This is a genomic window from Sphingomonas aerolata, from assembly GCF_023935825.1.
Classification (GTDB): domain Bacteria; phylum Pseudomonadota; class Alphaproteobacteria; order Sphingomonadales; family Sphingomonadaceae; genus Sphingomonas; species Sphingomonas aerolata.
The window spans coordinates 3065862-3078717 of sequence record NZ_CP098762.1; the positions used below are offsets into that span (position 1 = coordinate 3065862).

11 protein-coding genes and 1 tRNA gene are annotated in these 12856 nt (G+C 65.6%); 3 read left to right on the forward strand and 9 right to left on the reverse strand.

What is annotated here, in order from left to right; translation table 11 throughout:
* Positions 1-257 precede the first annotated feature (257 nt).
* Complete coding sequence (locus NEF64_RS13890) at positions 258-593, forward strand: DUF6481 family protein (RefSeq protein ID WP_031396424.1); 336 nt, start codon at positions 258-260, stop codon at positions 591-593.
* 288 nt (positions 594-881) lie between these two features.
* Here the strand turns inward: NEF64_RS13890 and ahpF are convergent, their stop codons facing one another.
* From ahpF to lon, 5 genes are all read right to left on the reverse strand, one after another.
* Entirely contained in the window at positions 882-2465 is a 1584-nt protein-coding gene (gene ahpF / locus NEF64_RS13895; protein ID WP_056405490.1) for an alkyl hydroperoxide reductase subunit F, read from the reverse strand.
* Positions 2466-2673: 208 nt separating this feature from the next.
* The gene (gene ahpC, locus NEF64_RS13900; protein WP_031396422.1) at positions 2674-3237 is read right to left on the reverse strand and encodes an alkyl hydroperoxide reductase subunit C; all 564 of its coding nucleotides are present in this window, start codon (positions 3235-3237) and stop codon (positions 2674-2676) included.
* 188 nt (positions 3238-3425) lie between these two features.
* A tRNA-Val gene (locus tag NEF64_RS13905) sits at positions 3426-3500 on the reverse strand.
* Positions 3501-3573: 73 nt separating this feature from the next.
* The gene (locus tag NEF64_RS13910) at positions 3574-3846 is read right to left on the reverse strand and encodes an HU family DNA-binding protein (protein WP_031438963.1); all 273 of its coding nucleotides are present in this window, start codon (positions 3844-3846) and stop codon (positions 3574-3576) included.
* A gap of 173 nt (positions 3847-4019) precedes the next feature.
* Positions 4020-6413, reverse strand: coding sequence for an endopeptidase La (gene lon, locus NEF64_RS13915; protein WP_031438964.1), 2394 nt, complete (start codon positions 6411-6413; stop codon positions 4020-4022).
* A 198-nt stretch (positions 6414-6611) separates the two neighbouring features.
* On the opposite strand from lon, the gene NEF64_RS13920 reads away from it, so the two are divergent.
* Positions 6612-8348, forward strand: a complete 1737-nt coding sequence (locus tag NEF64_RS13920; RefSeq protein WP_056405488.1) for a M1 family metallopeptidase — start codon at positions 6612-6614, stop codon at positions 8346-8348.
* The gene (locus tag NEF64_RS13925; RefSeq protein WP_235516283.1) at positions 8345-8659 is read left to right on the forward strand and encodes a hypothetical protein; all 315 of its coding nucleotides are present in this window, start codon (positions 8345-8347) and stop codon (positions 8657-8659) included. The genes NEF64_RS13920 and NEF64_RS13925 overlap by 4 nt, the downstream gene beginning before the upstream one ends.
* A 30-nt stretch (positions 8660-8689) precedes the next feature.
* Here the strand turns inward: NEF64_RS13925 and NEF64_RS13930 are convergent, their stop codons facing one another.
* From NEF64_RS13930 to NEF64_RS13945, 4 genes are all read right to left on the reverse strand, one after another.
* Positions 8690-9325, reverse strand: coding sequence for a DUF4198 domain-containing protein (locus tag NEF64_RS13930; protein ID WP_235516282.1), 636 nt, complete (start codon positions 9323-9325; stop codon positions 8690-8692).
* A 127-nt stretch (positions 9326-9452) separates the two neighbouring features.
* Positions 9453-10583: a calcium:cation antiporter gene (locus NEF64_RS13935; RefSeq protein WP_197975092.1), complete on the reverse strand. Its 1131-nt coding sequence runs from the start codon at positions 10581-10583 to the stop codon at positions 9453-9455.
* Positions 10584-10786: 203 nt separating this feature from the next.
* Positions 10787-12052 (reverse strand): ATP-dependent Clp protease ATP-binding subunit ClpX, encoded by a 1266-nt coding sequence (gene clpX, locus NEF64_RS13940; protein WP_031396414.1) that lies wholly within the window; start codon positions 12050-12052, stop codon positions 10787-10789.
* Positions 12053-12160: 108 nt separating this feature from the next.
* Positions 12161-12850: an ATP-dependent Clp protease proteolytic subunit gene (locus NEF64_RS13945; RefSeq protein ID WP_031396413.1), complete on the reverse strand. Its 690-nt coding sequence runs from the start codon at positions 12848-12850 to the stop codon at positions 12161-12163.
* Positions 12851-12856: the final 6 nt, after the last annotated feature.

Sequence of the window (12856 nt, forward strand, 5' to 3'; positions counted from 1 at the left end):
TTAGGCGGCACAGATGACAGTGCGATGCGGTTTCGATGACGGCCGGATGACGGTGGTGTTTCAGCAATGTGACAACGGGGCGGCGAGGTACGCGCTGAGCCGGGGCGGGACGACGACGGACGGTATCACGGGGACCCGGGGTGCATCACCCCGCTTTCGCTGCGCGGCACAATGATTTAAGGGGCACGGACGCTAGCAAGGCCCTTATCCGGGCAATCCCGCGGATTTCACCGCGATTACAGGAATTTTCGACGAGTATGGCCTCTTTCAAGGACCCCGGTTTTCAGGAACGTACCGCCTCTGCGAACGACGCGAAGCTGAAGGCGCTCGAGAAACTGCGCGCCAAGCCTGCGATCGATCCGGCGGTCGCCGCCGAGCGCGCCGCCGCCCGCGCCGCCAAGGAGGAAGCCGAGCGCGCCAAGCGCCAGGCTAAGCGCGACGCCGAAGAGGAGGCCAAGGCCGCCAAGAAGGCCGCAGCTGCCGAAGCCGCAGCCCGTGCGCTCGAGGCCGAAGCCAAGTCGCAAATGTCCGACGCCGACAAGAAGGCGCTCCGCGACGCCAAATATGCGGCGCGCAAAGCCAAGAAGAAGTGAGGAAACGGCCGGGGATTTCCCCGGCCTTTTTCCTTTGCGCTGCCGGGATGTCCGGTCGCCGCCTTTTACCGTAATCCTGACGGAAGTCAGGACCCAGAGCCATAAGCGCCAACGCCTGCAACTCTGGATCCTGGATTAAGTCCAGGATGACGAAGGCGGGTGACGCTTACCCCGCACACATCGTCATCCTGACGAAAGTCAGGATCCAGAGCCACGAATGCCAACGCGCGTGACCCTGGGTTTCGGATCAAGTCCGAGATGACGGAAGGGGCGAGCCCCCCCCGCCCCTCAGGCTGCGAGTGCGTCCTGCTCTTCGGGTGCGAGCCGGATCATGTAGTCGAATGCCGCCAGCGCCGCCTTCGAGCCTTCGCCCATCGCGATCACGATCTGCTTGAACGGCACCGTCGTCACGTCGCCGCCCGCGAACACGCCGGGGATCGACGTCTCGCCGCGGTGATCGACCTCGATCTCGCCGCGCATCGTCAGCGCGACCGTGTCGGTCAGCCATTCGGTGTTCGGCACCAGCCCGATCTGCACGAAGATCCCCTCGAGCTCGACCTGATGCAGCGTGTCGTGGTTGCGATCCTTGTAGCTGAGCCCCGTCACCTGCTTGCCGTCGCCGAGCACCTCGGTGGTCATCGCCGAGGTGACGACCTTGACGTTGGGCAGGCTGGCGAGCTTGCGCTGGAGCACCGCGTCCGCACGCAGGTCGCTGTGGAATTCGATCAGCGTGACGTGCGCGACGAGGCCCGCCAGGTCGATCGCCGCCTCGACGCCGCTATTGCCGCCGCCGATCACCGCGACGCGCTTGCCCTTGAACAGCGGGCCGTCACAATGCGGGCAATAGGTCACGCCCTTGTTGCGATACGCCTCCTCGCCCGGCACGTTCATCTGGCGCCAGCGCGCACCGGTCGACAGAATCACGGTCCGCGCCTTCAGCGACGCGCCGCTCGCGAGCTGCACCTCGTGCAGGCCGCCGACCTGCGCTGCCGGGATCAGCTTGCTCGCGGTCTGCAGGTTCATCACGTCGACGCCATATTCGGCGACATGCTGCTCCATGTGCGCGACGAGCTTTGGCCCCTCGGTATGCGCGACCGAGATGAAGTTCTCGATCGACATGGTGTCGAGCACCTGACCGCCGAAGCGCTCTGCCGCTATTCCGGTGCGGATGCCCTTGCGCGCGGCATAGATCGCCGCCGCCGCGCCGGCGGGGCCGCCACCGACGACGAGAACGTCGAACGGATCCTTGCCCGCGATCTTCTCGGCCGCGCGCGCGGTGCTGCCCGTGTCGAGCTTCGCGACGACCTGCTCGACGCTCATCCGGCCTTGCGCGAACGGCTCGCCGTTGAGGAAGATCGCCGGCACCGACAGGATGTTGCGGTTCGTGACCTCGTCCTGGAACACGCCGCCCTCGATCGCGACATGGCTGATCCGCGGGTTGATCACGCTCATCAGGTTCAGCGCCTGGACCACCTCTGGGCAGTTCTGGCAGCTGAGCGAGAAATAGGTCTCGAACGCGAAATCGCCGTCGAGCCCGCGGACCTGCTCGATCACCTCCTGCGTCAGCTTCGACGGATGCCCGCCGACCTGCAGCAATGCGAGCACCAGCGAAGTGAACTCATGCCCCATCGGGATGCCGGCGAAGCGCACGCCGATATCGGTCCCGGCGCGGCGGATCATGAAGGACGGGCGGCGCTTGTCGTCGTCCTTGCGGACCATCGTCACCGAATCGGACAGCGCCGCGATCTCGGTCAGCAGGCCCTCAAGCTCGCGCGACTTCGCGCCGTCGTCGAGCGAGGCGACGAGTTCGATCGGCTGGACGATATTCGCCAGATAGGTCTTGAGCTGCGCGGTAAGGTTCACATCGAGCACGGACGCTCTCCTGTCTGGTGAAAGGGACGCGCGGCAGGCTGCCGTCGCGAAAATCGTCACCCCGGACCGGGTCCGGGGTCCACCATGCCGCACGACATCGGGGCGTCATGCGGCAGGGTGGCTGCCAGACCGAAGTCCGGCAGGCCGGGGAAGGAGCGAACCCCTTCCCCTTGGGTGACGAAGCCGGGCGACCGGCTCCGTCAGTGACTCAGATCTTGCCGACGAGATCGAGCGACGGGGCGAGCGTGGTCTCACCCTCTTCCCACTTGGCGGGGCAGACCTCGCCGGGGTGCGCTGCGATATACTGCGCGGCCTTGACCTTGCGGAGCAGCTCCATCGCGTTGCGGCCGACGCCTTCCGAGGTGATTTCCATGAGCTGGATCACGCCCTGCGGATCGACGACGAAGGTGCCACGATCGGCCAGGCCCTGGCCTTCGCGCATCACGTCGAAGTTGCGCGTGATGGTGCCCGACGGATCGCCCAGCATCGTGTAATCGATCTTGCCGATCGCCGGCGAGGTGTCGTGCCAGGCCTTGTGCGAGAAGTGGGTGTCGGTCGACACGCTGTAGACCTCGACGCCCATCTTCTGGAACGCGGCATAATTGTCGGCCAGATCCTCGAGCTCGGTCGGGCAGACGAACGTGAAATCGGCCGGGTAGAAGAAGAAGACCGCCCACTTGCCCGTGACGTCGGCGTCCGACACCTCGATGAACTTGCCCTGGCGATAGGCCTGGGTGGTGAACGGCTTCAGCTGGGTGCCGATGATCGACATGGGGTAGCTCCTTAGAATTGTGCGACGCATCATATATGGGATGCTGCGGCGCAGCGTGAAATGCAGAATGCCGATCTAGTACATTCACGCAGTCGATCACAGAGACACCAAAGATCGACTAAGGCACTGAAAGAACCCCGAAAACAGAAACGCCGGCCCGCTCGCAATGGAGAGGACCGGCGTAAATCTGGTGGGCGCGACAGGGATTGAACCTGTGACCCCACCCGTGTGAAGGGTGTGCTCTACCGCTGAGCTACGCGCCCGAAACTGGTTCGGAAGCGGGCCTTTAAGCGCAGCATGCCGCGCTGTCCAGCCCTGTCGGTCACGATCGGTCGATCAGTTGACCGAATCCTTCAGCCCCTTGCCCGCCTTGAACTTGGGCTGGGTCGACGCCTTGATCGTCATCGGCTCGCCGGTGCGCGGGTTGCGTCCCGTCGAGGCCTTGCGCTTCGAGACCGAGAAGGTGCCGAACCCGACCAGCCGGACTTCCTCGCCCTTTTTCAGCGCGGCCGAAATCGCGTCGAAAACGGCTTCGACGGCCTTGACCGCATCGCCCTTGACCAGCCCCGACGTGTCCGCGACCGTCGCGATCAGTTCCTGCTTGTTCATACAGTTAATCCCCCAAACAAATACCGAATCGGCAGCGATGGAATCGCGGCGCCAATTTCCAGGCAGTAACGCGGCGGTATCGTCTGCTGTCAAACGAAACCGCCGCGCGACGCTCTAACCGCGCGGTTCGGTAACGGCCATCGTGACGCGGCGAAATACCGCGCCGGATGCGCTCAGTGGTGAAGACCGCCCCCGACCGGCGGGATCGGCGCGGGCGGCAATGCCGCCAGCTCGTCCGCATCGGTCCACTCGATCGCCTCGAGCGGTTCAGTCAGGGCAAGCCGCAACACCTCGTCGACATGGCTGACGGGGATGATCTTCAGCCCCTCCTTGATGTTCGCCGGGATGTCCGCGAGGTCCTTCTCGTTCTCCTGCGGGATGAGCACGGTGGTGATCCCGCCGCGCAGCGCCGCGAGCAGCTTCTCCTTCAGCCCGCCGATCGGCAGCACGCGACCGCGCAGCGTCACCTCGCCGGTCATCGCCACCTCGCGCCGGACCGGCACGCCGGTCATCGTCGAGACGATCGACGTGACGATCCCGACACCCGCCGACGGTCCGTCCTTGGGCGTCGCGCCTTCGGGCAGATGGATGTGGATGTCCTTGCGGTTGAACAGCGACGGCTTGATGCCATAGCTCGGCGCACGCGCCTTGACGTAGCTGAACGCGGTCTCGATCGACTCCTTCATCACGTCGCCGAGCGTCCCCGTCAGCTTCGCCGCGCCCTTGCCCGACACGGTGACGCTTTCGATCGTCAGCAATTCGCCGCCGACCTCGGTCCAGGCGAGCCCGGTGACCGCGCCGATCTGATTCTCCGTCTCGGACAGGCCGTGGCGATATTTCTGCACGCCCGCGAACTCAGCGATGTTGTCGGGCGTGATCGTCACGCTCGTCGCCTTGCCCTCGAGGATCCGGCGCAGCGCCTTGCGCGCGAGCTTGGCGATCTCGCGCTCGAGCGTACGCACGCCCGCCTCGCGGGTATATTGCTGGATCAGCGTGCGCAGGCCCTCCTGCGTCAGGACGAACTCGCCGTCCTTCAGGCCATGCGCCTCGATCTGCTTGGCGATCAGATGCCGCTCGGCGATCTCGACCTTCTCGTCCTCGGTATAGCCCTCGAGACGGATGATCTCCATCCGGTCGAGCAGCGCCTGAGGCAGGTTGAGCGTGTTCGCGGTCGTCACGAACATCACGTCCGACAGATCGAGGTCGATCTCGAGATAATGATCCTGGAACTTGCCGTTCTGTTCGGGGTCGAGCACCTCGAGCAGCGCCGACGCCGGATCGCCACGGAAATCCTGGCCGAGCTTGTCGATCTCGTCGAGCAGGAACAGCGGGTTCGACGCCCCCGCCTTCTTCAGGTTGGTGACGATCTTGCCCGGCAGCGAGCCGATATAGGTGCGACGATGCCCGCGGATCTCGGCCTCGTCGCGCACGCCGCCCAGCGACTGGCGGATGAACTCGCGACCCGTCGCCTTGGCGATCGACTTGCCGAGCGAGGTCTTGCCGACGCCCGGCGGGCCGACGAGGCACAGGATCGGCCCCTTCAGCTTGTTGGTGCGCGCCTGGACCGCGAGATATTCGATGATCCGGTCCTTGACCTTCTCGAGCGCATAATGATCCTCGTCGAGCACCGCCTGGGCCGCCGAGATATCCTTCTTGATCTTCGACTTCTTGCCCCAGGGGAGCCCAAGCAGCACGTCGAGATAGTTGCGCACAACGGTCGCCTCGGCGCTCATCGGCGCCATCGTCTTCAGCTTCTTGAGCTCGGCGGTCGCCTTGGAGCGCGCTTCCTTGCTCATCTTGAGCGTCGCGATCTTCTGCGTCAGCTCGGCGATCTCGTCGCCTTCGCCCTCGTCACCCTCGTTACCGAGCTCGCGCTGGATCGCCTTCAACTGCTCGTTGAGGTAATATTCGCGCTGCGTCTTCTCCATCTGGCGCTTGACGCGGCTCTTGATCTTCTTCTCGACCTGCAGGACGCCGAGCTCGCCCTCCATCGCCGCAAACGCCATTTCGAGGCGCTTGGCGGGGTCGGTCTGCATCAGCATCGCCTGCTTGTCGGCGACCTTGATCTGGATGTTGGCAACGACTGCATCGGACAGCCGGGCGGCCTCGGTGATCTCGGACAGCTGCGTCGCGGTCTCAGCCGGCAGCTTGCGGTTGAGCTTTGCGTAATTCTCGAACTGGTCGACGACCGAGCGCATCAGCGCCGCGATCTCGGGCCCCTCGACCTCGGCATCGGCGACCGTCGCGACCTCGGCGGTCAGGAAATCGCCGCTCTCGTCGAGCGTCTCGAGCGTGGCGCGGACCTTGCCCTCGACCAGGACGCGCACCGTGCCGTCGGGCAGTTTCAGCAACTGGAGCACGGTCGCGGTCACGCCCATCGTGTAGAGATCGTCGCGCGCGGGATCGTCCTCCGCCGGGTCGAGCTGCGCGACCAGGAAGATCTCCTTTTCTGCCGCCATCGCCGCCTCGAGCGCCGCGACCGATTTCTCGCGGCCGACGAACAGCGGAACGATCATGTGCGGAAACACGACGATGTCGCGTAGCGGAAGAACGGGATAGTGGGTCATGCAAGCTCCGGTACCGGACCGAACAAGGTCGGCGTCAGCTCATTATATGGTGAGGATGGCGGATCCATCAATCGCCGGGCTACGTAATCGCCGAACCGCCCCCACACACCGTCCGGGACTCCGTCACACCGTGCCGTCCTATCACGGGTGCGCCTATCGCTCTTGTATCGATCCGAACGCCGCGCGAGAACGCGCCGCATGATCCCGCGCCTCCTCCTCGCCGCCAGCTGCACCGCGCTGCTCGCCATCCCCCCGGCCTCCGCGCAGCTGCCGCGCAAGGGCGAACCCGCGATCACCGCGCAGACGCAGCGTTCGGGGGGCGTGCTCACTCCCGAACAGACCGCACTGCAGTTCGACCATGCCGATCTCGCCTTCGAGGTACTGCCCGATGCGCAGCGGCTGAACGGCGTCGCGACGCTGCGCTTCACCGCGCGGGCGCCGGTCGCGCGGCTGCCGATCGATCTCGACCGCAACCTGCCGGTGAGCGCCATCGCGATCGACGGCGTCGCGCTACCCGCCTCCGCCTGGACCAATCCGGAGGGGCGGCTGACCATCACGCTGCCCCGGCCGGTGCCGGCGGGCGGGAAGGTGACCGCGACGATCACCTATGGGGGCACGCCGCATGTCGCGGTGAAGGCGCCGTGGGACGACGGCATGGTCTGGTCGAAGACCCCCGACGGCCGCACCTGGTTCGCGACCACGGCGGAGGGCTATGGCTGCGACCTGTTCTGGCCGTGCCTCGACTTCCCGACCGGCGAACCAGCGCTCGTCGATCTCCACATCACCGTGCCCAAGGGGCTGAAGGCGCCGTCGAACGGCGTGCTGGTCGGCATCGACACGTTCGCCGACGGCCGCACCACCTGGAACTGGCGCGCCAAGCACCCCAACACCTATGGCATCGCGCTGAATGTCGGGCCGTATGAGGAGGTTCGCGGCACTTACAAGAGCCGCTTCGGCAACAGCATTCCGATGTTCTACTGGTATCTGCCGGGCGAGAAGCCGCAGGCGGAGAAGCTGTTCGCCGAATTCGCCCCGACGCTCGACTTCTTCGAGAGCATGATCGGCCCCTACCCGTTCGGCGACGAGAAGCTCGGCGTCGTCGAGACCCCGCACAAGGGCATGGAGCACCAGACGATCAACGCGTACGGCAACGACTATGCCAAGGCGCCCGAGGGGTTCGACTGGCTGTTCCAGCATGAATTCGCGCATGAATGGTTCGGCAACCAGCTGACCGCCGCCAACTGGGACGATTACTGGCTGCACGAGGGCTATGGCACCTACATGCAGCCGCTCTATGGCCAGTGGCGCGAGGGCCGCGCGCGCTATGCGACGATGCTGCAGGGTGAACGCGGGGCGATCATGAACCGCATGCCGATGACCCAGCAGCGCATCACCACCGAGGAGGAGGTGTACGAGCTCGACAAGGGCGGCGCCGGGCAGGACATCTACAACAAGGGGTCGTGGATGCTGCACACGCTGCGCGGCCTGATCGGCGACACCGCCTTTTTCGACGTGACGCGCCGCGCGGTCTATGGCCGCCCCGATCCGAAGCCGGGCAACTTCACCCCCCGCTTCGGCTCGACCAAAGAATATGAAGCGATCGTCCGCCGCGTCACCGGCAAGGATTATGGCTGGTTCTTCGACGTGTATCTCCGCCAGGCGGCGCTGCCCGAGCTGATCGAGACACGCACCGGCACCACGCTCACGCTGGCGTGGAAGGTGCCGGGGAATGGCCGCTTCCCGCTGCCGGTCGAGGTGCAGATCGACGGCAAGACCCGGACGCTGCCGATGACGACGGGCACCGCGACGCTCGCCGTGCCGAAGGGCGCGCATGTCGTGATCGACCCCGATGCGCTGGTCCTGCGCCGGAGCATCGCGCTCGAGGAGGTGGCCGCGTGGAAATCCGCACAGGCAGCGAAGGCGAAACCGCAATGACCGATCCGTTCCCCTTTGAAGGCGGCGGCCCAGGAGCCACGGGCGTCGGCATGCCCGACCCTGGGCTCGTCCGTGCGCAGGAGAACCCGTGGCCCGCCCGCGCCGCGGAGATGGCGGCGATCTTCATGGTCGGCGACGGGCTGCTCGGATTGCTCCAGCCTAGCCGCCACGTCGATCTGTGGAAGGAGGACGCGCTCGGCACCGAGGCGCTGGTCCAGCCGTTCGTCGACCGCCCGGGCCGCCGCCGCCTCTATGCCGTCGTCCAGATCGCCGCGGGCCTCACACTCGCCGCCCGGCAACGCGCGCGCTGACGCGACCGGCGGCGAAGCCGGCGCGCGGTCTCAGGGGAGCGTGAAGCTGGTCGTCGTGATCCGGTGGAGCGTCGTCACGGGCCCGCGCGGCAGGCTGTGCTCGGTCATATCCTTGGCGGCGGCGGACAGCAGATAGCGGCCCTTCTCGACGAGCGGCGGCGTGATCGCACCGGCGGCGTCGGTGACCAGCTCGGTCGAGACGCGCGTCGGCGAGATCAGCGTGACCTTCGCGCCCGCGACCGGCTTCCCCTCGCGCGTCAGGACGAAACGCGTCCCGTTCGCGGTCGCGGGTGCGATCTCGAACGGCAATTTGGTGCGCGGATCGGCACGACCGGCGCGCGCGTAGTAGATGATGCCCTCGCGCTTGCCCGGATCACCCCAGGGCGCGAACACGTCGTCGTCCCAGACATGCACGTCACCCGCGGGCAGCTGCGCCTCGAGGAACCCGGCCTTGCGGACCAGCTCCGCCTGCGGGCGGGCGAGGATGCGCGGCGTCTTTAGGTTTGCGAATTCGGGATCGCCGCCCGCGGGCATCGGTTCGGCGGGCTCGCCGAGATAGATCCGCGCGGGTCCTGCCCCGTCGCGCTCGACCCACACTTCATGCGCATCCGCCGCGCCTGCTGCCATCAGCGCGAGCATCGCCGCGCCCATCCATGCCGTCTTCACATCCGCTCTCCCGCTTATTGGGTCGAAACCCGCTGAGGCGATGCTAATGCAAGTCACTCGCGGATACCACCCCAGCCGTCATCCTGAAGAAAGTCAGGATGACGGAGTGGGTAACGGATAAGCGCCCCTAGGGCACGACCGTCGTGAACAGATAGGCGGCGAAGATCACGAGGTGGAGGACGCCCTGCAGCACGGTTGTGCGTCCGGTGCCGAGCGACAGCGTCGCCACGAAAAGCGACAGCGCGAGCAGCGTCATCCCCTTGGCGTCGATCCCCAGCGCAAGCGGCAGGTCGAGCACCAGCGAGACGATCGCGACGCTCGGAATCGTCAGCCCGATCGTCGCCAGCGCGGAGCCCAGTGCAAGATTGAGGCTGGTCTGCAACCGGTTGCGCCGCGCCGCCTTGTACGCGGCGAGGCTCTCGGGCGCGAGCACCAGCGCGGCGATCACCACCCCGACGACTGCGAGCGGCAGGCCCGCGCCGAGCACGGCGGCCTCGATCGTCGGTGACAGCGTCTTGGCAAGCAGGACGACCGACACCAGAGCCGCGAGCAGCATGCCGAACGCGATTCCCGTCGCGCGCTGTGATGGCGGGGCGGCGTGCGCGTGTGTCTCAAGGTCCTCGGCGGAGGGCAGGAAATAGTCGCGATGCCGGACCGTCTGGACCAGCACGAACGTACCGTAGAGCACCAGCGAGACGATCGCGACGAACACCAGCTGCGACGGCGCATAGGTCGGCCCGGTCGTCGACGAGGTATAGTTGGGCAGGATGAGCGAGAGCACCGACATCGCCGCCAGCACGCCCAGTGCCGCGCTCATCCCCTTCAACGTGAAACGCTGTTCGTGATGCCGCACCGCGCCCGCGAGCAGGCAGAGACCGATGATGAAGTTGAGGATGATCATGATCGCGGCGAACACCGTGTCGCGCGCGAGCGCCGCAGCGTCGCCGGCATCCGACAGCATCAGCGACACGATCAGCGACACCTCGATCACCGTCACCGCGATCGCCAGCACGAGCGTCCCGAACGGCTCGCCAACCTTGTGCGCGATGACCTCGGCATGATGGACCGCGGCGAGCACGCTGGCGATCAGCACCACGATCGCCGCCGCCGTCCCGATCGACCCCATCTTGGCGAGGCCGAAGAGCACCGCGACGAGCCCCAAGCCGGGTGCGATCAGCGTCCAGACCGGCAATGCCAGCCGGTCCGGCATCGTCTCCACCACCGTTACCTTCGGTTGTTCAGCCACTTCGATCGTCATGCGGTCTCCCTCGTTGCACTAAGACAACGAATGCCCGACGCCCCGATAAGGGTCCGTCCCGCTGACGATCCACCGCCCACGCGGCCGCGAACGCACGCCCCGTCATCCTCACGTTCGTCAGGATGACGGACAATGAAGCGCCTTCCCGGAAAAAAAAGGGCGCCGATCGCTCGACGCCCCTTCCTCACCGGTATCGCCGCGGATCAGGCCGCGTCGCCGGCCTTCTTCTTCTCGGCATAGACGCGGATCGGTTCCTTGCGGCCCTCGATCACGTCCTTGTCGATCATCACCTCGTCGACGCCGTCCATGCCGGGCAGGTCGAACATCGTGTCGAGCAGGATGCTCTCGAGGATCGAGCGAAGCCCGCGTGCACCCGTCTTGCGTTCGATGCCCTTTTTGGCGACCGAGACCAGCGCGTCGTCGGTGAAGCCGAGCGCGACGTCCTCCATCTCGAACAGCTTCTGGTACTGCTTGACCAGCGCGTTCTTCGGCTCCTTCAGGATCTTCACCAGCGCATCGACATCGAGATCCTCGAGCGTCGCGATCACCGGCAGACGACCGACGAACTCCGGGATGAGCCCGAACTTGAGCAGATCCTCAGGCTCGACCGACTTCAGCGTCTCGCCCGTCTTGCGCTCGTCCGGCCCGGCGACATAGGCGCCGAAGCCGATCGACTTGCCCTGCAGACGATCGCCGATGATCTTTTCGAGACCCGAGAACGCGCCGCCGCAGATGAACAGGATGTTGGTCGTGTCCACCTGCAGGAATTCCTGCTGCGGATGCTTGCGACCGCCCTGCGGAGGAACGCTTGCCGTCGTCCCTTCCATCAGCTTGAGCAGCGCCTGCTGGACGCCCTCGCCCGACACATCGCGCGTGATCGAGGGATTCTCGGCCTTGCGGCTGATCTTGTCGATCTCGTCGATATAGACGATCCCACGCTGCGCCCGCTCGACATTGTAGTCGGAGGCCTGGAGCAGCTTGAGGATGATGTTCTCGACATCCTCGCCGACATAGCCGGCCTCGGTCAGCGTCGTCGCATCGGCCATCGTGAACGGCACGTCGAGGATGCGGGCGAGCGTCTGTGCGAGCAGCGTCTTGCCGCACCCGGTCGGCCCGACGAGCAGGATGTTCGACTTTGACAGCTCGACATCGGCACCCTTGGCGCCGTGGTTGAGCCGCTTGTAGTGATTGTGCACCGCCACCGACAGGACGCGCTTGGCGCGCTTCTGGCCGATCACATAATCGTCGAGGACGTCGCAGATCTCCTGCGGAGTCGGCACGCCGCCGTCCTTCTTGGACACCAGCGCCGACTTCGTTTCCTCACGGATGATGTCGTTGCATAGCTCGACGCACTCGTCGCAGATGAAGACCGTCGGCCCGGCGATCAGCTTGCGCACCTCGTGCTGCGACTTCCCGCAGAACGAGCAATAGAGGGTGCTCTTCGAGTCGCCACCGCTCAGCTTCGTCATTCAATCACCTCTCGCGCATGTCGGTGCGCGTGCCGTTTCCGGGGCGGTCATCGTAACGCACCCCGGATATCCTACAATCAAATAAACCCGCCAGGCTTACGATTCGCCTTATGCAGGCTTCGCCGCGTCGTCCGCGGGGGCGGGACGCTTGTCGAAAACCTCGTCGACCAGACCGAAATCCTTCGCCTCGTTCGCTTCGAGGAACGTGTCGCGGTCCATGCGACGCTCGATCTCCTCGATCGGCTGACCGGTATACTGCGAATAGAGCTCGTTCATCCGCTTGCGGATCCGCAGGATCTCGCGCGCCTGGATTTCGATGTCGCTCGCCATGCCCTGTGCACCGCCCGATGGCTGATGGATCATGATACGCGCGTTGGTCATCGCGACGCGCATGCCGGGCTCACCGCTCGCGAGCAGGAAGCTGCCCATCGAGGCGGCCTGGCCGATGCACACCGTGCCGACGCGCGGACGGATATACCGCATCGTGTCATGGATCGCCATGCCCGCCGTGACGACACCGCCCGGCGAGTTGATGTACATGAAGATGTCCTTCTTCGGGTTCTCGGACTCGAGGAAGAGGAGCTGCGCGGTGATCAGCGAGGCCATGCCGTCCTCGACGCCACCGGTCACGAAGATGATACGCTCGCGGAGCAGGCGCGAGAAAATGTCGAACGAGCGCTCACCGCGGTTCGACTGCTCGATAACGATGGGAACAAGGCCTGCTTGCGTCTGCTGCAGGCCGAGCCCGGCGCTGGCCAACGGGCTCGCGAAATCGCCGGTCTCGAACGGATTGTGCATGGAAAT